This is a genomic window from Flavobacterium koreense (genome assembly GCF_054776075.1).
Genome location: NZ_BAAHCF010000002.1, coordinates 348697 through 371086, shown reverse-complemented (window position 1 = coordinate 371086; position 22390 = coordinate 348697). Strand labels below are relative to the sequence as shown.

Below are 22390 nucleotides of genomic sequence, written 5' to 3'. Positions count from 1 at the left end.
TATCTTTACGTTTGATAATAAAATGATTATGTTGAAAAAATATTTATCTATTGTACTTTTTTTATATGCAATTTCAATCTCCTTTTCACAAGAGAAAGAAGTTAATCCTCCATATCATATCAAAACGATATCATTTGTTCAAAACGGACAGAATGCAATTCCGTTGTTTCAATTAGGAGATTCTTTTCAATTGCAGTTTGATGATTTACATGGAACTGAAGACAATTACTACTATAAGATAATGCATTGTGACTACGACTGGAAACAATCCCAATTATCCATCAATGAATATCTAACAGGTTTTGATAATCAACGAATTCAGGATTACACCAATTCCCTAAATGCACTCCAAATATATTCGCATTACAGAATTCCATTTCCTAATAAATTGACTCAATTAAAAGTTAGTGGAAATTATGTAATTAGTATTCTTAATGAAGACCAGGAAGTTGTTTTCTCAAGAAAATTTATTATTTATGAACCATTGGTTTCTGTACCAATGCAAGTTAAAAGAGCTAGAAATGTTAAAGACGTTGAATACAAACACAACATTGATTTTGCAATAAAATCTAATACTATTACGTTTCAAAGTCCGCTTAAGAATGTGAAAGTACTTTTAATGCAAAACGGAAAATTCAACAACGCTATCAGTGATATAAAACCAATGTACACCATTGGTAATGATTTGATTTATAAATATGATTCCGAAACTCAATTTTGGGCAGGCAACGAATATCTATTTTTTGAAAATAAAAACATAAGAGCAGCTAACAATAGTATTGCTAGAATTGATACTGAAGGTGGTTTGTATAATTGCTTTTTGTACACTAGCAATGCAAGAGCTAAAAACCCTTATACCTATTGGCCAGACATCAATGGTAATTTTAGCATTAAAAATATAAGCGCAGAAAATGATGAGATCGAAGCTGATTACGCATGGATATACTTCTCATTATCTGCTCCATCATTTTATCAAAATAAAGATATTTTCATCACTGGAATGTTTAATAATTACGCACTTACAGATGAAAACAAAATGGAATATAATGTTAAAAAAGGGATTTATGAAAAAGCCTTGATGATTAAACAAGGTTTTACCAATTTCAACTATACTATAGCAGATAAAAGTGGTAAGGTAGATGAAGCAAGCGCTATTGATGGTAATTTTTATCAAACTGAGAACAATTATTTTGCTATAATCTATTATCGAGAAAACAATCAAAGATATGATAGAGTTATCGGAAAAGGAGTTGCAACTTCAACAGACATAATCAATTAAAAAATCTTTAACATAAAAATCACATTGGTTATTTTATTAATTTTGTAACTTTACAAAAAGTTTTATTATGGTTTCTCAAATTACAAGAGGCATAAAAATATCGGTCGTAACTAGTTTTGAAGGTACCTACTTCAAGAACTACAAGATTCATTTTGCCTTTTCTTATGAGATAACTATCGAAAATCATAGTAAGGATTCGGTTCAATTGACCTCTCGTCATTGGGAAATTTTTGATTCACTAAATGATGTTGAAGTGGTTGATGGCGAAGGAGTTATAGGAAAAAAACCAGTACTAAAACCTGGTGAGTCACATACTTATAGCTCGGGTTGTTTGCTTTCTTCTCCACATGGAGCAATGCGTGGTTTTTTTAACATGATTAACTTTACTACAACCAAAAATTTTAGAGTAATCGTGCCAACATTTCGTTTGAGTGCACCTTACGCTCTAAATTAATAAGCTTTTATTTCTTAAAAATATATCCGAAATTTCTCTCGAAAAGTTTCGTAACATTTGTTATCAAAAATTTAAATTTTCCTTTGTACTTTTGTTACAAATTAAATAATTCGCATTATTTGAATTATCTATTTATCAAATTGTCTAATTTTCAAAATATAAGATATGCCTAAAGGATTCTTTCACGTACCAAAAGCGGTTAATGAACCTGTAAAATCATACGCTCCAAATTCTCCAGAAAAAGCAGCTGTTTTAGCCGCCTATAAGAAAATGTGGAACGAAACAATCGATGTGCCAATGTATATCGGTTCAGAACAAATTAAAACTGGAAATACTCGAACAATGTCTGCACCACACGATCATAAACATATCGTTGGTACTTATCATTTGGCAGAAAAATCACATGTTGAAAAAGCCATAGCTTCAGCATTAGAAGCAAGAAAAAAATGGTCGCAAATGCCATGGGAACACAGAGCAGCCATCTTTTTAAAAGCAGCTGAATTAATTGCTGGACCTTATCGTGCAAGAATCAATGCCGCAACAATGATTGCTCAATCGAAAACCATTTTTCAAGCAGAAATTGATGCATCGTGTGAATTGATTGACTTTTTACGTTATAACGTAGAATTCATGACGCAAATTTATCAAGACCAACCAACTTCAAATTCAGATGTTTGGAATAAAGTAGAATATAGACCGTTAGAAGGTTTTGTTTATGCAATTACTCCTTTTAACTTTACTGCTATTGCTGCAAATCTTCCTGCTAGTGCCGCTTTAATGGGAAATACAGTTGTTTGGAAACCAAGTGATAGCCAAGTTTTTTCTGCTAAAATTATTATTGATGTTTTCAGAGAAGCAGGTGTTCCAGATGGAGTTATTAACGTAGTTTTTGGTGATCCAGTAATGATTACTGATACTGTTTTAGCTTCACCAGATTTTGCTGGAGTTCACTATACAGGTTCAACCTTCGTTTTCAAAGAAATTTGGAAGAAAATTGGAACACAAATTCATTCATACAAAACGTATCCTAGAATAGTTGGAGAAACTGGAGGAAAAGATTTTGTCGTAGCTCATCCATCAGCAAATGTAAAACAAGTAGTAACCGGAATTACTCGTGGTGCCTTTGAATTTCAAGGTCAAAAATGTTCGGCTGCTTCAAGAGCTTACATTCCTCAAAGTTTATGGCCAGCCATAAAAGAGCAATTAATTATTGATGTAAATTCAATGAAAATGGGAAGCCCAGAAGATTTTTCAAATTTCATTACAGCAGTAATTCACGAAGGTTCATTTGATAAATTAGCAAGTTATATCGACCAAGCAAAAAAAGATGCAGATGCTGAAATTATTCTTGGTGGAAATTATGATAAATCAAAAGGATATTTCATCGAACCTACAGTTATCGTTACCACAAATCCTAAATATACTACAATGGAAACAGAACTTTTTGGTCCTGTAATTACTATTTATGTATATGAAGATGCTAAATGGAACGAAACTTTAAAATTAGTTGACGAGACTTCAGAATATGCATTAACTGGTGCAATTTTTAGTCAAGACCGATATGCAACAATTGAAGCAACAAAAGCTTTAGAAAACGCTGCAGGAAATTTCTATATCAACGACAAGCCAACTGGAGCTGTTGTTGGAATGCAACCTTTTGGTGGCGCAAGAGCTTCTGGAACAAACGATAAAGCAGGTTCGATGCAAAACTTATTGCGTTGGGTTTCTCCAAGAACCATAAAAGAAACATTTGTAACTCCAGAAGATTACAGATATCCGTTTTTAGGAGAATAGTCTTAAGCACGAAGTAAAATTTTAAAAGCTCAATCAGAAATGTTTGAGCTTTTTTTTTATTTGACTGATTACTAATTTTTTGTATCTTCGAAATTCAAAACTAACAAACTATGAAGTCAAAAATTACTTTATTATTTATTTTTCTTTTTTCAATATTTGGCTATAGCCAAGATAAGACTTATGATTTATTGAAAGAAAAAACCGAAACTAAAATCCTACACGATAGAGTTTTTGATTTGTCAAAAGCAGCAACAATTGGCTCTAAACCCATTGATGCAAATACTTTCAATCAGTTTTACCATGAAATTCAAAGAGCTGATTTCTTACAACGCTTACCAAAATATGAAGTTTTAAAAAATGAAGCCAACTTAGGAAAAGCGACTAAACAAATTCCGTTAGCTATTTTAATTACTGAGTATGAAACTCTAAAAAGAACTTCAATTGATAAGGGCGATGTTTTTCTTCAAAACAATCAATATAATTTTAAACCAAATGCTACTGATGTTTTTGAAAAACATACTATTAGTCTTCTATCGCCTTTATTAAGCAAAACAAATAGTAACACATTTCTACTTAAAGAAGATTTTATTCTAAATTCTACCAATAAAAAAATTCTTTCTATTGAACTAAAACTAGAAGATTCTAATTGGGTAAAAATCAATTTTAACAAACCTTTTCAACTAAATTTCAAAGAAACTGGCAAACAAATAGTTAATTATAAAATTGAATTTACTGATGGAAGCAAAGTTCAAAATTCATTTGAATTTGAAATCACATCAATTGAAAATATTCAAGGGAAAAATAATGAAGCCCAAGCGCCAAATGTAGTTTTACCTATTACCTCAACCATTTCTTATCAAGGTTATAACGAAACTGCTCCTTATTTTGGGCAAGGTGAATATGAACTTTTTATGGATACCACAAATGGAGTTTTAGACAAACCAATTTTTTTAGTAGATGGTTTTGACCCAGGTGACTCAAGAAACAGTACAATAATTTATCAATCATTAAATTATGGAACTGGTCAAAATTTGGCTACCGATTTAAGAGCACAAGGATTTGATGTAATTATTTTAAACTTTCCAGTTTATACAAGAACAGGTACAACTACTGTAGTTGATGGTGGCGTTGATTACATTCAACGAAATGCAATGATTTTGGTTGAATTAATAAACCAAATAAATGCACAAAAAGTAGGCAGCGAACAAAATGTAGTTATCGGACCAAGTATGGGCGGATTAATATCGCGTTATGCTCTTCGCTATATGGAAATGAATAATTTATCTCATCAAACAAGATTGTACATTTCTTTTGATTCACCACATCTTGGCGCAAATGTTCCAATTGGTTTTCAACATTTATTTAATTATATGGCTTATGGACCACTCGGAAGCACAGCAGTTCAGCCAGTGGTTGATGGTTTAATTAAAAGTCCAGCCGCTAAACAAATGTTGATTGATCATTTTGAAGGACACCTGCAATCGGGAAGTGTATTTGAATTTAACACAGCTTCAAACTCTCTACTTCCAACTGGAGCACCTAATTTTAGAAATGCATTTCAAACTGAACTCAACACTATGGGATTCCCTGTTAACACAAGAAATGTTTCTATTTCAAATGGCGCAGGAAATGGCACTATGAATTATTCTCCTAACTTTGAAGCGATGAACCATACGTTTAACGTAACTTCAACACAGAGAGCCATAATTAATTTGAGATTTACACCAGCTGCGAATCAAACTAATGAAGTTAGCCGATTTAGAGGTCAACAATATTTTTTATTTTTCTGGATAACTGGTTATGAAAGTGCTGCTAACTCAAAATCGCCAACTTATACAGATGGTTTAGACTCTGCACCAGGAGGAAGATTTGATATGGCTGGTTTTCAAGCTGGAGCTGGAACAGATCCTTTACTTACAGAGTTTTTTGATAATTTATTAGTTGACTACTTTTGTTTCATTCCAGCATGGAGTTCCATGGCAGTTTCAAACTCAACAAATCTTTATGCTCCAATAAATAGTAGTTCAACTACGCCATTTGCTGCCTCTTCAATTCCAACAGTAAATGAAAATCACGTTACTTTAAACGCTCAAAACACAGCATTTGCTTTAGCAGAAATTTTAAATCCAGTTTTGACAAATAATGAAAATTTTGCTTTAAATAGTTTTTGGATTCAAAATCCGATTCAGAATAGTTTACAAATTAACTCAAACTATACTATAGAAAACGCATCAATAGTTGTAAAAGACATACTTGGAAAAACTATTGTTGAAATGAAAAATCAAACTATTAATGGTTTACTTGAAATCCCAATTTCACTATCAAATGGTGTTTACTTAGTAACTTTAAAAAATAGTCAAGGAAGTGTCACTAAGAAAATAATAAAAGGTTAAAAACTAAAAAGTCTCCAAATTTGGAGACTTTTTTTATTTCAATGGTAAATGAACTACTTTTTTGGTTTCAAAAAATTCATCAGAAAAATAATCCGATAAATTGTATTCGGTTGCTTTTGGAAAATCTTTCAACTCTTCAGACAAATCACCACCTTTTAAATATAAAATTCCGTTTTCTAATTCGTGTTTCGATTTGGTTTTCATTTTTCCTTTCACCCAACTAACAAAATCAGGCATATTGGTTACGGCGCGACTTACAATAAAATCGAAGTCGTGTTCAACTATTTCGGCTCTTTTTTGTTCGGCTTTAATATTTTTTAATCCTAAAGCTTTAATTACTTCATTAACTACTTTTATTTTTTTGGCAATAATATCAATGGCATAAAAATTTGCTTCTGGAAATAATATTGCTAAGGGAATTGCAGGAAAACCTCCACCAGTTCCAACATCCATAATTTTAGAACCCGATTTGAATTCTAAAATTTTAGCAATCCCTAACGAATGTAAAACGTGACGTGTATACAATTCGTCAATGTCTTTTCTCGAAATTACGTTGATTTTAGCGTTCCAATCTTCATATAAATTTTGCAACATTTCAAATTGTTGTATCTGATTATCAGTAAGATTTGGAAATTGCTTCAGAATTTCTTCCATAAATTGAATTTTCAACAAAAATAGTCTTTTTGGTTAATAATTATGATTTGTTTTTACTTCTAAAAAAAATATAATATTTACCTTTGAACAAATTATTAGAATTCCAAATTTATGAATACCACAACACCTGTCTTTTCAAAAAACGACAATCTTAAATTTTTTAGAACTTTAAATAAAAGAGTAAACGATTATTTTAAAGAAAACAACATTGATAAAACTGGAAACTGGAAATTACATCTAAAGACAGTTGTAATGTTTACCATTTTCTTGACACCATATTTCTTTTTGCTAGCAATGGAAATGCCTTTTTGGGCTTATCTTTTACTTAACGTAGTAATCGGAGTTGGAATGGCTGGTGTTGGAATGAATGTAATGCACGATGGAAATCACGGTGCCTATTCTAACAAAGGTTGGGTAAATAAATTCATGGGAGGAAGCATTTATATTCTTGCTGGTAACGTTTACAATTGGCAGGTTCAACATAATGTTTTACATCATACTTACACTAATATTCTTGGTCATGATGAAGACTTAGAAGCTGGAAGAATTTTACGTTTTACCAAAGAGGCAAAATGGTATAGTCATCACAAATTCCAACACTATTACTCCTTCATTCTTTACGGATTGTTGACTTTCAATTGGGCAATTACAACCGATTTTCAACAAATGAGACGTTATTTAAAGAGAAATTTATCTTACGGAGAATTTAAAAAACCTGTAATTCGTTGGACAACATTAGTGATTACGAAAGTGATATATTTTTCAATGTGGATTGTAATTCCAATTCTTGTTGGGCACGTTAGTTGGTGGCAAGTATTAATCGGATTTTTTATTATGCACTACACGGCTGGAGTAATCTTGAGTGTTGTATTCCAATTGGCTCACGTAGTTCATGAAACGGATAATCCAATTCCAAACGAAGAAGGCGAAATAGAAAACACTTGGGCAATTCACCAATTATATACTACTGCTAATTTTGCACCTAAAAATTGGTTAGTAAACTATTACACTGGTGGATTAAATCATCAAATTGAGCATCATATTTTTCCAAATATCAGCCATATTCATTACAATAAAATAGCTGAGTTTGTAAGAGAAACTGCAAAAGAATGTAATCTTCCTTATTATGAATTCAAAACAACTAGAGCTGCAATTTATTCGCACTTTACTCATTTGAGAGATTTAGGAAGACAACCTCAATTATCGTAAAAAATTTAAAATGAAGATTTTTTTAAACCATTAAGATGTTAAGTTTCATTAAGCAAAGCCTTAATTATCTTAATTCCTTAATGGTTTAAATTTTTATAATTAGTATAATCAACAACACAACAATGAGCAACCCATTATCAGACAGAATTAACCAACTATCTACATCACAAACTCTTGCTATGGCAGCATTGGCAAGAGAATTAAAAGCACAAGGAAAAGACATTATCAGTTTAAGTTTGGGTGAACCCGATTTTAACACACCTGATTTCATAAAAGAAGCGGCTAAAAAAGCAATCGACGAAAACTACTCAACTTATTCTCCTGTTGATGGTTATATGGAATTGAAAGAAGCTATTTGTAGAAAATTTAAACGTGATAATAATTTAGATTACAAACCTGCAAATATTGTGGTTTCTACTGGAGCAAAACAATCTTTATACAACATTGCTCAATGTATGATTAATGAAGGTGATGAAGTTATTCTTCCTGCACCATATTGGGTTTCTTACTTTGAAATTATAAAAATGGCTGGTGGAATTCCAGTTGAAGTTCCAACTTCGGTTGAAAGTGATTTCAAAATTACACCGGAACAATTAGAAAAAGCTATTACTCCAAAAACTAAAATGATTTGGTATAGTTCACCTTGTAATCCAAGCGGTTCTGTATATAATCGTGAGGAATTGACGGCTTTATCAAAAGTGATATTGAATCAACCAAACGAAATTTATGTAGTTTCAGATGAAATCTATGAACATATCAATTTCTCTGGAACATTTTGTAGTATTGCTACTATTGATGGAATGTTTGACAGAACGATTACTGTAAACGGTGTTGCAAAAGCATTCGCAATGACTGGTTGGAGAATTGGATACATTGGTGCTTCTGAAATAATCGCAAAAGCTTGTACAAAAATGCAAGGACAAGTTACTTCTGGAGCGAATTCTATCGCACAAAGAGCTACAATTACCGCTGTTGATGCTGATCCAAGTGTGTTGAACGAAATGGTTTCTGCTTTCAAAAACCGTAGAGATTTAGTAGTTGGTTTAGTTAAAGAGATTCCTGGATTCAAACTAAATGTTCCTGAAGGTGCTTTTTACGTTTTTCCTGATGTTTCTTATTATTTTGGAAAAACTTTACGTGGAAAATTAATCAATAATGCTGACGATTTTTCTATGTATTTATTATCAGAAGCTAATGTTGCAACTGTAACTGGTGATGCTTTTGGAAATCCAAATTGTATTCGTTTTTCGTATGCAACTAGCGAAGCATTATTAGCTGAAGCTATGAAACGTATTAAAGAAGCAGTTTCTTAAAAAAATAAATTTAATTAAAAAAGACCTCAAAATTCAAACTTTGAGGTTTTTTTATTGGTTTAACTTCCGAATCACTTTTGCAGGATTTCCAACGGCGAGTGAATTGTCAGGAATATCTTTTGTTACAACTGAACCTGCTCCAATCGTGCATCCGTTTCCAATTTTAACACCTGGACAAATTACAGAGTTTCCTCCTATCCAGCAATCGTCACCAATAGAAATAGGTTTTGAAAACTCAACTGTTCGTCTTTGAACAGCGTCAAGTGGATGCGTTGCTGTGTAAATATGAACATTTGGACCAAAGAAAACATTGTTTCCGATTTCTATTTTCATAGTATCTAAAACGACACAATTCACATTAAAATATACATTTTCACCTGAATGAATATTATAACCATAATCACAATGGAATGGTGGCTCGATATATAATCTCTTATGAGCATTGGGTATCAATTCACGCAGAATATTTCTTGAATTTCCATTCATTACGTATTCGGCGACATTTAATCTGTGAAGTAACTTTTTGGCTCGTAATCGCTCTGCCATTAAGACTTTATCATTAGCAAAATAGATTTCTCCATCGAGCATTTTTTCTTTTTCGGTTTTCATATTTGCAGAATTTATTTTTTAGAGGTCAAATATGGTATCGCTTTATTTAAAGGTGTTTGCTTAGCAAACTTTTTGTTGATGCGATTTCATAATTCAATTTTAAACAATCAAATATACTATTTTGCCACAGATTTGCACAGATTAAACGGATTAGAAAAATATTTGTTAGAAAAACTATTTTAATTGTATTTTTGAGCTGATGCAATCTATCCTACAAAATATCGCTAAGCATGTTTCTTTAACTTCTAATGAAGAAGCTTTGTTTTTATCTAAAACCGAAACCAAACACTTAAAAGCTAAAACTATTTTATTGAATTCGGGCGAAATTGCTGATTGTACTTACTTTGTGAATTCGGGTATTTTAAGAAGTTTCAACATTAACGAAAATATTATCGAGCATGTTTTGCATTTTGCTTGCGAAGGTTGGTGGATTGGCGATATGTACAGTTATATTTCAGGAAAACCTGGTAATCTTTTTATTGAAGTTTTAGAAGATGCGGAAGTAGTAGTAATTTCAAAAGAAAATCATCAAGAGCTTTATAAAGAAATTCCAAAACTTGAACGTTTTTTCAGAATTCTAGCTGAAAACTCATTGGTTTCACACCAAGAACGCTTAATGGATAATTTAAGTTTATCTGCAGAAGAACGCTTCGAAAAATTCTGTTCTAAATATCCAACACTAATTCAAAAAATACCTCAAAAGCAAATTGCTTCTTACATTGGTGTTACTCCTGAGTTTTTTAGTAAAATGAAAGCACGATTACTAAAAAAATAATTTCTTAATCTACATTAAGTGCTCCACGAATCTTATCGCTGTAAATTTGTATCATAATAATTAATACATTTATAAATTATGACACCGAAACAAAAATCATTAAATTTAATTACATCTTTTGTTTCGGCTGCATTTGACAATTAAAAAACAAATAAAAAAGACAAATGAAAAATATAGTTTTACACAAAGCAGATTCAAGAGGTCACGCCAATCATGGTTGGTTGAATGCTTACCATAGTTTTAGTTTTGCAAGTTGGTACAATCCCGATAGAGTTCAATTTGGAATGTTACGTGTTTTAAACGACGACACTGTTGCTGCAGGAATGGGTTTTGGAACTCATCCACACGACAATATGGAAATTATAACTATTCCATTAGAAGGAGATTTAGCTCATAAAGATAGCATGGGAAATGCCGCAACTATCAAAACTGGTGATGTTCAAGTTATGAGTGCAGGAACAGGAATTCAGCACAGCGAATTCAATCCGAATGCTGACCAACATACTAAATTATTTCAAATTTGGTTGTTTCCTAAAGTTAGAAACGTTGAGCCACGTTATCAACAAATTACTTTAGATGTAACCGAGCAAAAAAATAATTTTGCACAAATTCTTTCGCCAAATGCAGATGATGCTGGAGTTTGGATTCATCAAGATGCTTGGTTTTATTTGAGTGATTTTGACAAAGGTTTTTCAAAAAAGTTATCGCTTAAAAAAGAAGGAAACGGATTTTACATCATGAACATTGAAGGTGAAATTGAAGTAAATGGCGAAAAATTAGAAAAAAGAGATGCAATTGGAATTTGGGAAACTTCTGAAATTGAAATTAAAGCAAATACAGATTCAAAGTTTTTAGTAATGGAAATTCCGATGGAACAATAAATAGCAGATTTCAACATTCAAAATTCGTTATTGAATATTCCAAGTTAAAAATGTTGAATATTCAATTTTGAGTAACGAATGTTGAAGTTTTTAAAACATAAAAATTATGAACGAAGTACAATTAAAAATCAATGACAAAAACGGTGTTTTTTATATTGATGTTGATGGGAAACATGAAGCCATGATGACTTTTGTTTTTGCAGGCGATGACAAAATTATCATCGACCACACCGAAGTTAATCCCGGAAATGAAGGCAAAGGCTTTGGTAAAAAAATGGTTGTAAAAGCAGTAGAATATGCTCGTGAAAAAGGAATCAAAATTATTCCGCTTTGTCCATTTGCTAAAAGTGTATTTGACAAAACCCCTGAATTTAGAGACGTTTTATAATTTAAAAAATCAATTATGAATTCAAACGACTTAACAAAAGAATATACTAATGGCGAAGTTACCATTGTATGGAAAAATAGTTTATGCAAACACGCGGCTGAATGTGTAAAAAACAATCCAGATGTTTTCAAACCCAAAGAAAAACCTTGGATTATTGCAGAAAATTCGACTACTGAAAAAATTATTGAAACTATAAAAAAATGCCCTTCTGGTGCACTAACCTATTTTATAAACAATGAAACAACCACCTAGATGGAAGTTTGCTGTAATGGTTTGGATAGCAATTTATCCAACAATTACACTAGTTTCTCTTTTAATTGGAGATTACATTAAAAATTTACCGCTACCTTTAAAAACATTAATCATGACTGGAATTTTAGTTCCTTTAATGGTTTTTGTTTTACTTCCTTTTTTAGGAAAAATATTAGGTAACTGGTTAAAAAAATAAACTATGAAAAAAATCATCGCTTTTGGAGCTTCATCTAGCAAGGCTTCAATAAACAAACAATTAGCAACCTATGCTGCTAATCAATTTAAAAATGCTACAGTAGAAGTTCTAGATTTAAACGACTTCGAAATGCCAATTTATTCGGTAGACAAAGAAAAAGATAACGGAATTCCACAATTAGCTCAAGATTTCTATGCTAAATTAGGAACGGCAGACGTAATTGTTATTTCTTTTGCCGAACATAATGGTGCTTATTCAGCAGCTTTTAAAAACATTTTTGATTGGACTTCGAGAATCAATGCCAAAACGTTTCAAGAAAAACCAATGCTTTTACTGGCAACTTCACCAGGACCACGAGGCGGAAGTTCGGTTTTAGAAATAGCAAAAAATCGTTTTCCTTTTCAAGGTGCTGTTGTAAAAGGAAGTTTTTCTTTGCCAAGTTTCAATGATAATTTTGATGCTGAAAAGGGAATCACCAATGAAGATTTAAAGAATCAATTGTTAGAAATTATAAGTTCTGTAGAATTATAACAAAAACGCCTGACTAATATCAGGCGTTTCTTTTTACTTTTATTTTGTTTTTTTCTTCATTGTTGTGTTTTCAAATGTTGCTACATCAATGACTTCTTCGCTGTCAATATCAAAAGAAATTTTTACACTATCACCAACAATTGTTACTGGTAACTGATTGGATATTTGCGAAGAACCTACAAAAATGTTCGGATAGTCTTTTGTTGTAAAGTAATAAAAACTATTACCGTTTTTAACATCATTAGTTATTCTTGTTACAACAGAATTCAGTTGTTTTTTATTAGTCAAACTGGAGGCATTCAATTTATTTCCGGTCATATTATAAGCGCTTTTGAAAGAAGTTAAAGCTTCTCTCATTGAATTCCCAACACCTACAATTGTGTAATCACTAATAGCAACCATAGCATACATTTTTACCAATCCGCCATCATCTTTTAAAGTCATAACATAAGTTGGTATCGAATTGATATTGTAAGGAATTGGCAACGATGATTTGTATCCTTTTTCTTGAACTTTTCCTTCTGCTGAACCTTGAGCTGCGAATTCTGTTGCTCCACTTTGTTTATAAAAAGTAGTTTCTTTTGTTCTTGTGTCAACTAAAACAAAACCTACTGCTGATTCGTCTTTCCCTACAGAAGTTAAACCCGTATACCAATAGGATTTATTGTCTTTTCCATAAACTAAAGTTAAGCCTTCTGTAATCTGTAATTTATTAGCATTTGAAAAATTCCAATAACCATGAACATATTCACCCCAATCGTTTAGTTGTTCTTCAACAAAATCTATAGGTTGAACTCTATCCACCCATTTTGGAGCATCAGCAATTTTAAATTCGGTCATTGTTCCTGTTTGGGCATCAACCACTACAATTCCTCTTGCGTCGTTTCCTGCAAAACCAATTTTTTTATCATAAACAGTTGCCACCCAAAACGGATTTCCTGAATCGTCAATTTCAAAAGTATAATCGGTTAAACCAACGGTTGCAAATCCGTTAAAATATAAATGTCTTTGAATTTGACTTCCAAAAAAAGCTTCCGTTTGGTATTTTATTTTAATGTCTTTTCCTCCAATATTTTGAACTAATTTCACATCACGTTCGTTGGTTGCCGAAACCATTACATAACCTGCAGTTCCTTCTTGATTGTTGAACCATTTAAAAAACCCTGAATGTAATAGTGGAGCCACCCAATACAAATCTTCACCTACTTTTTGAATACAAAAATGTCCTAACTCCACTTGACTTCCTAAAGCAGGTTGTGAACCAAGAATTTTTTCACCAAGTAAATAAGCCAATTCTTCATCAACCACTCGTATTTCATCAATTGAAATTGGAGCAATATGATTGGCAATAGATTTACCATCGGCTACATTACCTATTAAATTTTTAAAAGATTGACTTCTAAACATTGGAAGACTTGTAAATAATGGAACAATGAGCATGTAAAATAGTAGTAATCCAATAATTATAAAAAACAGCTTGTTAGGTTTTTCAATCACTTGTATTTTCTTTTCGTTCACCACTTTGAATCGAGTGAAGATAAAAACTCCAACGATAGTTACTATTAAAAGAATTATTGGCAATGCAATGAATCCATAATTTAGTACCGGCAGATTAAAATAAAACAATAAAAAAGCAACGATAACAAGTAGTAAAATAGCTTTAATTTTTTTCATAAGTTTATGATTATTTAGTACCTAATTAGACGTGATAATAAAATTAAAGTTACACAATTTAAATAAAATAGTATTTTTGCTAAAGTTTTAGGTAATCCTTTTAAACTCTTAAACTTTTTAAACTTTTAAACTACATTTATGAAAGCATACATATTTCCGGGTCAAGGCGCACAATTTACAGGAATGGGCAAAGACTTATATGAAAACTCTCCACTAGCAAAAGAGCTATTCGAAAAAGCAAATGATATCTTAGGTTTTAGAATTACTGATATTATGTTCGAAGGAACTGCAGAAGAATTAAAAGAAACAAAAGTTACCCAACCAGCGGTTTTTTTACATTCGGTAATTTTAGCTAAAACATTGGAAGATTTTTGTCCAGAAATGGTTGCAGGTCATTCGTTAGGTGAATTTTCAGCTTTGGTTGCCAATGGAGCTTTATCTTTTGAAGACGGATTAAAATTGGTTTCACAAAGAGCAATCGCAATGCAAAAAGCTTGTGAAATTACTCCATCAACTATGGCAGCCGTTTTAAATTTAGAAGATAAAATCGTAGAAGATATTTGTGCTTCAATTGATGGTGTAGTAGTTGCTGCAAATTATAACTGTCCTGGACAATTAGTTATTTCTGGAGAATACAAAGCTGTAGAATTGGCTTGCGAAAAAATGAAAGAAGCTGGTGCAAAACGTGCTTTAATTTTGCCTGTTGGCGGAGCATTTCACTCACCTATGATGGAACCAGCAAGAGAAGAATTAGCTGCTGCAATTGAAGCTACTACATTTTCAACTCCAATTTGTCCGGTTTATCAAAATGTGACTGCTAGTGCGGTTTCAGATGCTAACGAGATTAAGAAAAACCTAATCATCCAATTAACTGCTCCTGTAAAATGGACACAATCTGTTCAACAAATGATAAAAGACGGAGCAACAAGTTTTACAGAAGTTGGTCCAGGAAAAGTATTAGTTGGATTGGTAAATAAAATTGATAGAGAAGTTGAGACAATCTCGGCTTAACAACTAGTTTATGCAAAATTTTGTAGACTTTTTATCTCATTTAGAATCAGCTAAAGTCATCGAGCCTAGTATTGATTATTGCGATTATGTTGCTTTAGATTTATCTGTTTCAAACACAGAATTGAATAATCATAAACTTGAAACTGCAGCCGATTATGAAGTTTTTATTCAGAATCACTTAGATAAAAACAATGCAAAAATTGCTTATGGTGGCTATTTAGAAACCAGAAACTTATATAAAAGAAGTACGGTTTTTAATAACGAAAACACCGAAGAACGCAACATTCACATAGGTTTAGATTTATGGATAAATAAATCAGCTACTATTCATGCAGCGTTAGATGGTATAATTCATAGTTTTCAAAACAATACCGCTTTAGGCGATTATGGTCCAACAATAATTTTGGAACATAAAAAAAACGAATTCAAATTTTACACCTTGTATGGTCATCTTAGTGAAGACAGTTTATTAGACAAAAAAGAGGGACAAGAAGTGTTAAAAGGAGAGAAAATTGCAAATCTAGGTTTACCACCAATAAATGGGGATTATGCTCCACATTTACATTTTCAAATTATTCTTGATATAGAAGAAAAAATTGGTGATTATCCCGGAGTTTGTTCTGAAAATAATTTAAGTTTTTATAAAAATAATTGCCCTAACCCAAATGTATTATTAAAAATTAATTAGTTAAGAAAAAATAATCTTATCCTTAGCTTTATTAAAAATTTCAAATGAAACTTTATCAATATTTTTTGCTTTTATTTTCTTTCTTCTCTTTTTCTCAGGGAAGTTATAACCTTGAACTAAAATTTAAAACTGAAATAACAGCATTTGATTTTAATTCTGAATTAGAAAATCAAAAAAACAGATATGGTGATGGTTTAAAAATGAATTATCTTGGTGATGGAAATTTCATTAGAACTTATCTGAATAGTGGGAAAAAAGGGAACAAAACACAATCTTATAATAACTTGACCGGACAATTAATTATTAGTTATAATGATTCTCTTGCTGTTGACACTTTAGATGTAAAACAAAATACTATTCAGTTAATTTATAAAAAAGAAATTGAAGGTGAATCTATTTTAAAATTAAAATGCAAGTGTATTGTATATAGTGGAATTTTTAAACAACAAATTCCTGTAAAAATTACTTATTGTTACAGTGAAGACTCTCCTTTTTTAGACGGAAATCTTTTCAGTAATCATAACGATTTTTTTATGGCTGATTTTTATAAAAGTACCAATAGACCCTATTTAAAATTCTTGATGGAAACATCCGATTTTAATTTGACATTTACCGCCATTGAAATAAAGAAGTTACCATTGTAAAAATATTTAAAAATCATAATATTAATAATTAAATCATGAAAAAAATAATTTTATCCTTAGCATTAGCCACATTACTAATTTCATGTAAGGAAGAAACTAAAGAAAAAGTAAAAGAAGCTTCAAAAGCCGTTGGCGCTGATTTAAAACAAGCCGCTGATTCTGCAAAAGTAAAAGCTAAAAAAGTTTTAGACTCTTCTAAAGTTGGTGAAAAAGCTAAAGCAATAATTGCAAAAGGTGCAGAAAAAGTAGAACAAGGAGCAAAAAAAGTTCAAGAAGCAACAAAAAAATAATTTTAAGCATTATTTAAACTATTTGGCATCTAATTTGTATTACTGAAATTGTTATTAATTTTAATCTTTAAAAAAATGAAAAAAACAATTTTAGCAGTAGCATTTATGGCTGTTGCAATGGTGTCTTGCGGAGACAAAAAAGTAGAAGGTGAGCCAACTGTGGGTACAGAAATTGGTGAAAAAATTGACACTGTTGCACAAAAAACAGAAGAAGTAATTGACACTACTCAAGCTAAGGCAGGTGAAGCTCTTGAAGAAGGTGCAGAAAAACTTGATGAAGCTGGCAAAGAACTTAAAGAAGCCGCTAAGAAGTAAAAAAAGAAATCCTCATAAAATTTATGAGGATTTTTTTATTTGTATAATTATATAATATTTAGTTTCTTATCTTCTGTTCCCATTTCCAAGCACTAGCCAAACTATCTTCTAAAGTTGATTGTGCTTTCCATCCTAAAACATTATTAGCTTTATCAGTGTTTGCATAAGCTGAAGTTATATCTCCTTCTCTTCTACCTACAATTTGGTAATTCAGTTTTTGCCCAGAAACTTTTTCAAAAGCAGTAATTACTTCTAAAACTGAACTTCCTGTTCCTGTTCCAAGATTGAAAGTTTCAACTTTATCTAAATTTTGTTTGTTTAAAAGTCGTTTCAATGCTACAACATGCGCTTTAGCTAAATCTACCACATGAATGTAATCACGAACTGCTGTTCCATCAGGTGTTGGATAATCATCTCCGTAAACAGATAATTTCTCACGCATTCCAATAGCAGTTTGTGTAATAAACGGAACTAAATTTTGAGGAATTCCTAGAGGTAATTCACCAATTTCAGCACTCGGATGCGATCCAATTGGATTAAAATATCTTAATAAAATGGAATTAATATTGGTCACTTTCGCAACATCGGTGATGATTTCTTCACCTATTTGTTTAGTATTTCCATATGGTGAAGCGGCAGGTTGTACAGAAGCATCTTCAGTAATTGGCATTTTTTCGGCTTGACCATAAACAGTACAAGAAGAACTAAAGATAAAATTCGGGTTGGACAATTCTTTCAATTCCTGAAGTACATAAACCAATGCGTTGATATTGTTTTCATAGTACAACAAAGGATTTTCGACACTTTCTCCAACAGCTTTTGATGCAGCAAAGTGAATCACTCCAGCAACATCATTATGTTTTTTAAAGAAATTTTGAACCGACGCTTTATCACGCAAATCCATTTTTTCAAAAATTGGTTTTTTACCTGTAATTCTTTCAATACCATCCAAAACACTTTCCGATGAATTCGATAAATTATCAATGGCTACAACCTCAAAACCTTCGTTTTGCAATTCAACAACGGTGTGAGAACCAATAAAACCTAAACCTCCTGTTACTACTATTTTCATATTTTTATGTTAATCTTTAAGTGGTTTTATAATGAAATCAAATAAGAAATTTTGATTTTTATCTTTGTAATAGTACTGTATTGTAAATTTATTTTTCCTAAAAAGAATCATAGATTTATCTTTATCATAATAATTTTGACTGTTTTTTTGGAAATCATACTTTAAAGCATCCAAATATATTTGAGTAGTATTTTCATCAACGTTTAATATTGTAAAAACATATCTTAGAGACCTATTATTCTCATTTACTATCACTACACTATCAGCTCTTAAAAAATTCTCCTTTAATATAAAAGGCATAGCTCTATTTAGACTATCAATCTTTTGATTAGCAATCATACTTTGCTTTTCTTTATCCTTGTTTATAGTATGATTTACACTAAAATAAATTAGAGAACTAACAATGATAAAAACTATTATCCTTCCATAAGTTTTATCTTTAGATGATTCTACCATTATTTATTTTAAATATTCTAAAACCGTATCTGTTATAAACTTAATTTGCTCATCATCCAATTCGGTATGCATTGGTAAAGCAATTACTTCTTTACATAATTGGTTGGTTACCGGAAAATCTTCTTCTTTGTATCTAGAATCAGCATAAGCTTTCTGACTATGCAATGGAATTGGATAATAAATCGCACATGGAATACCTTTTTCTTGCAAATGAGCTAATAATCCATCGCGCTTTCCATTCATAATTCTGATAACATATTGATGAAAAACATGGCAATCGCAAGTTTCGCAAATAAACGGTGCCCAAATATTTTTATTCACACTCAATGCAACAGAATATTTTCTTGCTGCATCTTGACGTGCTTTGTTATAAGTATCTAAATGTGGCAACTTCGCTTTCAAAACTCCAGCTTGAATACTATCCAAACGCGAGTTCACTCCTACTACATCATGATGGTATCTTTCATACATTCCGTGATTTACAATTCCGCGTAACTTGTGAGCTAACGCATCATCGTTTGTAAAAATAGCTCCACCATCACCATAACAACCTAAATTTTTAGATGGAAAAAAAGATGTCGCTCCAACATGACCAATCGTTCCTACTTTCACTTTAGAACCATCTTTTGAAGTATAATCTGCTCCAATGGCTTGTGCATTATCTTCAATTACATAAAGGTTATGTTCGTTTGCAATTTCCATAATCGCATCCATATTAGCCGCACGACCAAACAAATGAACCGGAACAATCGCCTTAGTTCTTGGAGTAATTGCTTTACGAATTCCATCCAAAGAAATGTTCATATTATTCATATCAACATCAACTAAAACCGGAGTTAATTGCAGTAAAGCAATTACTTCAACAGTTGCGGCAAATGTAAAATCTGCAGTAATAACTTCATCACCAGGTTTTAAATCTAATCCCATCATGGCAATTTGCAACGCATCGGTTCCATTGGCACACGGAATAACGTGTTTTACACCCAAATAATCTTCTAAATCTTTCTGAAATTGATGAACCAAAGGTCCGTTTATGTAAGTATTATTTTCTAAAACATCTTGAATTGAAGCATTCACTTCCTCTTTTATTTTTTCGTATTGACCTTTCAAGTCAACCATTTGTAATTTCTTCATCCTAAAAAATTTGAAATACAAAAGTATAACATTTCTTATAATTTGGAGAGAATGGTACGTGCTTTTTTTGTCCCGAAACTTCGGGACCGTTTTCCTGCTTTACGTTGCAATCTTTTTTCAATTGTTGCCTTCGAGTGCCTCAGGCAACAATTGAAAAAAGGATTTCCTCTCCAATCAGGGCTAGATAGTAATTGTCTTTTGCGAAATCAGTTTATCAAAACAACGCAATAGTAAAATCTGAAAAAATCCGTCCAATCTGTGGCAAAAAATCTTATTTTTACCCAACTAAAATTAAACAATGCTTTTTCTATACAATTTAATTATAATTTTTGCTTCACAAGTTGTAAAACTATTGGCACTTTTCAGTCCGAAAATGAAACTTTTCGTTGACGGAAGAAAAGAAGTTTTTTCAATTCTAAAAAGCAAAATCAAACCAAACGAAAAAACAATTTGGTTTCACGCAGCATCGTTAGGTGAATACGAACAAGGTTTACCAGTTATAGAAAAAATAAAAGTTCAATTTCCCAACCATAAAATAGTTGTTACTTTCTTCTCTCCATCAGGTTATGAAGTAAGAAAAAATAATACTGTTGCTGATGTCACAGTTTATCTTCCATTGGATACAAAATCGAACGCACAGAAATTCATAAAAACCATAAATCCAGAACTCGTTTTCTTCATCAAATACGAATATTGGCCAAATTATTTGAATGAATTAAAAAAACTTCAAATTAAAACCTATTTAATTTCAGGCATTTTCAGAGAAAAACAAGCCTTTTTTAAATGGTACGGCGGATTTTACAGAAACGCATTAAAAACATTCGACTACTTTTTTGTTCAGAATGAAAGTTCCAAAAAACTATTGCAAAGCATTGGCTTTAATAACGTGAAAATTTCTGGAGATACTCGTTTTGACCGCGTTGTTTCCATTTTAGAAAGAGATAATTCTTTGGATTTTATAGAACAATTTAAAGACAACAAAACCACAATCGTCATAGGAAGTTCGTGGCCAAAAGATGAAAATTTATTGGTGAATTACATTAATAATGCGCCAAGCAATTTAAAATTCATAATTGCACCACACAATATCAAATCGGAACAAATTGCAAATCTGAAATCACAAATTACAAAATCAACCATTTTATTTTCGGAAAAAGAAAATCAGGATTTGAAGAGAATTCAGGTTTTCATTATCGATACGATTGGAATTCTGACCAAAATATATTCCTATGCAGACATTGCGTATGTTGGTGGTGGTTTCGGAAATCCTGGCGTTCATAATATTTTGGAACCTGCAACATTTGGTGTTCCGATTGTAATTGGTCCTAATTATTCCCATTTTGCTGAAGCAACTGCATTAGTGCATCAAGAAGGTTGTATATCAATTTCAAATCAAAATGAATTGAATGACGCATTCAACTTATTAATAAACAACGAAGACGAACGTAATGAAAAAGGGCATATTTGTTCGACTTTTGTTCAGATGAATAAAGGTGCGACGGATGTTATTTTGAATCATATAATATGAAGAAGACTTTAGTTTTTTACTTTTTAATTTTTTCATTTTGTTTAAATGCTCAAACATATGATGAAGTAAAAGCTTGCGAACTTAAGTATCAAAATTGTCTGGATTCTGGACTTGACATGAAAATTTGTGCTATCACTTTTTATAATGAAGCAGATGAATTACTTAATTTATCTTATAAAAAACTCAAACTTCAGTTAAATACTTCGCAAAAAAGAAAACTTCTAAACGAACAAAGAAATTGGTTAAAGAAAAGGGACAAACATTTTGAAGAAGCTTTTGAAGAAGCAAAAAATGATAATGGCGGAAGTACACTTTCTGATGATTTTAAAATGATGTATTTTGATAAAAAAGCTGAATTTGTAATTGAAAGAGTTAAAGAATTAATATCAAAAATTAAATAATTGATTCATTATAATATTTTAGAACTTTCACAAATCGAAACCATCACTTCCATGATGCAAGATTTCTATGCAATAGACAATTATCCGATAGATATTGAGGTTTCTAAAAAATTATTCCAAGAATTTATTTCCAATGAACATCTTGGAAAAGCTTGGTTGATTTATTCGGAGGATGAATTGGTTGGCTATGTAATTCTTACTTTTGTTTTTAGTTTTGAATATGGCGGTAAGATTGCATTTCTAGACGAATTATACATTAAAGAAATTGCACGTGGAAAAGGAATCGGTAACACAACAATTCAATTCATAAAAGAACAAGCTAAACAATTAAATGTTAAATTACTTTATCTAGAAGTTGAAAACCATAATGAAAATGCACAAAAATTGTATCTTGCAAACGATTTCGAAGTTCACAATCGGAAACTATTAAAATTCAAATTCTAACTTTC

26 protein-coding genes are annotated in these 22390 nt (G+C 31.3%); 20 read left to right on the top strand and 6 right to left on the bottom strand.

Annotated features, from left to right (window positions below):
* Positions 1 to 22: 22 nt before the first annotated feature.
* From ACYU7A_RS01960 to ACYU7A_RS01945, 4 genes are all read left to right on the top strand, one after another.
* Positions 23 to 1279: a type IX secretion system plug protein gene (locus ACYU7A_RS01960; protein ID WP_460573862.1), complete on the top strand. Its 1257-nt coding sequence runs from the start codon at positions 23 to 25 to the stop codon at positions 1277 to 1279.
* A 67-nt stretch (positions 1280 to 1346) separates the two neighbouring features.
* Entirely contained in the window at positions 1347 to 1733 is a 387-nt protein-coding gene (apaG, locus tag ACYU7A_RS01955) for a Co2+/Mg2+ efflux protein ApaG (RefSeq protein WP_460573860.1), read from the top strand.
* 165 nt (positions 1734 to 1898) lie between these two features.
* Complete coding sequence (gene pruA, locus ACYU7A_RS01950) at positions 1899 to 3527, top strand: L-glutamate gamma-semialdehyde dehydrogenase (RefSeq protein ID WP_460573858.1); 1629 nt, start codon at positions 1899 to 1901, stop codon at positions 3525 to 3527.
* A gap of 110 nt (positions 3528 to 3637) precedes the next feature.
* Positions 3638 to 5920, top strand: coding sequence for a T9SS type A sorting domain-containing protein (locus ACYU7A_RS01945; protein WP_460573856.1), 2283 nt, complete (start codon positions 3638 to 3640; stop codon positions 5918 to 5920).
* Between the two features lie 33 nt (positions 5921 to 5953).
* Here ACYU7A_RS01945 and rsmG read toward each other — a convergent pair whose 3' ends face one another.
* Complete coding sequence (gene rsmG / locus ACYU7A_RS01940) at positions 5954 to 6574, bottom strand: 16S rRNA (guanine(527)-N(7))-methyltransferase RsmG (protein ID WP_460573854.1); 621 nt, start codon at positions 6572 to 6574, stop codon at positions 5954 to 5956.
* A 111-nt stretch (positions 6575 to 6685) separates the two neighbouring features.
* On the opposite strand from rsmG, the gene ACYU7A_RS01935 reads away from it, so the two are divergent.
* Complete coding sequence (locus ACYU7A_RS01935; RefSeq protein WP_460573852.1) at positions 6686 to 7783, top strand: fatty acid desaturase family protein; 1098 nt, start codon at positions 6686 to 6688, stop codon at positions 7781 to 7783.
* A 122-nt stretch (positions 7784 to 7905) separates the two neighbouring features.
* Complete coding sequence (locus tag ACYU7A_RS01930) at positions 7906 to 9096, top strand: pyridoxal phosphate-dependent aminotransferase (RefSeq protein ID WP_460573850.1); 1191 nt, start codon at positions 7906 to 7908, stop codon at positions 9094 to 9096.
* Between the two features lie 51 nt (positions 9097 to 9147).
* On the opposite strand, the gene ACYU7A_RS01925 is transcribed toward ACYU7A_RS01930, so the two are convergent.
* Complete coding sequence (locus tag ACYU7A_RS01925) at positions 9148 to 9705, bottom strand: sugar O-acetyltransferase (RefSeq protein ID WP_460573848.1); 558 nt, start codon at positions 9703 to 9705, stop codon at positions 9148 to 9150.
* 199 nt (positions 9706 to 9904) lie between these two features.
* Between ACYU7A_RS01925 and ACYU7A_RS01920 the strand changes: the two genes are divergently transcribed.
* From ACYU7A_RS01920 to ACYU7A_RS01895, 6 genes are all read left to right on the top strand, one after another.
* Positions 9905 to 10480, top strand: a complete 576-nt coding sequence (locus tag ACYU7A_RS01920; RefSeq protein WP_460573846.1) for a Crp/Fnr family transcriptional regulator — start codon at positions 9905 to 9907, stop codon at positions 10478 to 10480.
* Between the two features lie 164 nt (positions 10481 to 10644).
* Complete coding sequence (locus tag ACYU7A_RS01915) at positions 10645 to 11361, top strand: pirin family protein (RefSeq protein ID WP_460573844.1); 717 nt, start codon at positions 10645 to 10647, stop codon at positions 11359 to 11361.
* Positions 11362 to 11467: 106 nt separating this feature from the next.
* Positions 11468 to 11749 carry a GNAT family N-acetyltransferase gene (locus tag ACYU7A_RS01910; protein WP_460573842.1) on the top strand — a complete coding sequence of 94 codons (282 nt, stop codon included), beginning with the start codon at positions 11468 to 11470 and terminating at the stop codon, positions 11747 to 11749.
* 15 nt (positions 11750 to 11764) lie between these two features.
* On the top strand, positions 11765 to 12001 hold the full coding sequence (locus tag ACYU7A_RS01905) for a (4Fe-4S)-binding protein (protein ID WP_460573840.1): 237 nt from the start codon (positions 11765 to 11767) through the stop codon (positions 11999 to 12001).
* Positions 11985 to 12197, top strand: coding sequence for a hypothetical protein (locus tag ACYU7A_RS01900; RefSeq protein WP_298305707.1), 213 nt, complete (start codon positions 11985 to 11987; stop codon positions 12195 to 12197). Before ACYU7A_RS01905 ends, ACYU7A_RS01900 begins: the two co-directional genes overlap by 17 nt.
* Before the next feature lie 3 nt (positions 12198 to 12200).
* The gene (locus tag ACYU7A_RS01895; protein ID WP_460573838.1) at positions 12201 to 12728 is read left to right on the top strand and encodes an NADPH-dependent FMN reductase; all 528 of its coding nucleotides are present in this window, start codon (positions 12201 to 12203) and stop codon (positions 12726 to 12728) included.
* 39 nt (positions 12729 to 12767) lie between these two features.
* On the opposite strand, the gene ACYU7A_RS01890 is transcribed toward ACYU7A_RS01895, so the two are convergent.
* Entirely contained in the window at positions 12768 to 14402 is a 1635-nt protein-coding gene (locus ACYU7A_RS01890; protein ID WP_460573836.1) for a hypothetical protein, read from the bottom strand.
* Between the two features lie 138 nt (positions 14403 to 14540).
* Here ACYU7A_RS01890 and fabD point away from each other — a divergent pair, with 138 nt between their 5' ends.
* From fabD to ACYU7A_RS01865, 5 genes are all read left to right on the top strand, one after another.
* Positions 14541 to 15413: an ACP S-malonyltransferase gene (gene fabD / locus ACYU7A_RS01885; protein WP_460573834.1), complete on the top strand. Its 873-nt coding sequence runs from the start codon at positions 14541 to 14543 to the stop codon at positions 15411 to 15413.
* A 10-nt stretch (positions 15414 to 15423) separates the two neighbouring features.
* Entirely contained in the window at positions 15424 to 16101 is a 678-nt protein-coding gene (locus tag ACYU7A_RS01880; protein ID WP_460573832.1) for a peptidoglycan DD-metalloendopeptidase family protein, read from the top strand.
* Positions 16102 to 16145: 44 nt separating this feature from the next.
* Positions 16146 to 16745, top strand: coding sequence for a hypothetical protein (locus ACYU7A_RS01875; protein ID WP_460573830.1), 600 nt, complete (start codon positions 16146 to 16148; stop codon positions 16743 to 16745).
* Positions 16746 to 16780: 35 nt separating this feature from the next.
* Positions 16781 to 17035 carry a hypothetical protein gene (locus ACYU7A_RS01870; RefSeq protein ID WP_396144249.1) on the top strand — a complete coding sequence of 85 codons (255 nt, stop codon included), beginning with the start codon at positions 16781 to 16783 and terminating at the stop codon, positions 17033 to 17035.
* A 75-nt stretch (positions 17036 to 17110) separates the two neighbouring features.
* The gene (locus ACYU7A_RS01865; protein WP_298305721.1) at positions 17111 to 17350 is read left to right on the top strand and encodes a hypothetical protein; all 240 of its coding nucleotides are present in this window, start codon (positions 17111 to 17113) and stop codon (positions 17348 to 17350) included.
* A gap of 58 nt (positions 17351 to 17408) precedes the next feature.
* On the opposite strand, the gene galE is transcribed toward ACYU7A_RS01865, so the two are convergent.
* The 3 genes from galE to ACYU7A_RS01850 are packed head-to-tail and all read right to left on the bottom strand — an operon-like array spanning position 17409 to position 20012.
* Positions 17409 to 18422, bottom strand: coding sequence for a UDP-glucose 4-epimerase GalE (galE, locus tag ACYU7A_RS01860; RefSeq protein WP_460573827.1), 1014 nt, complete (start codon positions 18420 to 18422; stop codon positions 17409 to 17411).
* A gap of 9 nt (positions 18423 to 18431) precedes the next feature.
* Positions 18432 to 18878: a hypothetical protein gene (locus ACYU7A_RS01855; protein WP_460573825.1), complete on the bottom strand. Its 447-nt coding sequence runs from the start codon at positions 18876 to 18878 to the stop codon at positions 18432 to 18434.
* 3 nt (positions 18879 to 18881) lie between these two features.
* Positions 18882 to 20012 (bottom strand): DegT/DnrJ/EryC1/StrS family aminotransferase, encoded by a 1131-nt coding sequence (locus tag ACYU7A_RS01850; protein ID WP_460573823.1) that lies wholly within the window; start codon positions 20010 to 20012, stop codon positions 18882 to 18884.
* A gap of 298 nt (positions 20013 to 20310) precedes the next feature.
* Here ACYU7A_RS01850 and ACYU7A_RS01845 point away from each other — a divergent pair, with 298 nt between their 5' ends.
* From ACYU7A_RS01845 to ACYU7A_RS01835, 3 genes are read left to right on the top strand one after another with little or no spacing between them, the layout of a single operon-like run.
* Positions 20311 to 21540 (top strand): 3-deoxy-D-manno-octulosonic acid transferase, encoded by a 1230-nt coding sequence (locus ACYU7A_RS01845; protein WP_460573821.1) that lies wholly within the window; start codon positions 20311 to 20313, stop codon positions 21538 to 21540.
* Positions 21537 to 21941 carry a lysozyme inhibitor LprI family protein gene (locus ACYU7A_RS01840; protein ID WP_460573819.1) on the top strand — a complete coding sequence of 135 codons (405 nt, stop codon included), beginning with the start codon at positions 21537 to 21539 and terminating at the stop codon, positions 21939 to 21941. Before ACYU7A_RS01845 ends, ACYU7A_RS01840 begins: the two co-directional genes overlap by 4 nt.
* Positions 21942 to 22385, top strand: coding sequence for a GNAT family N-acetyltransferase (locus ACYU7A_RS01835; protein ID WP_460573817.1), 444 nt, complete (start codon positions 21942 to 21944; stop codon positions 22383 to 22385).
* Positions 22386 to 22390: the final 5 nt, after the last annotated feature.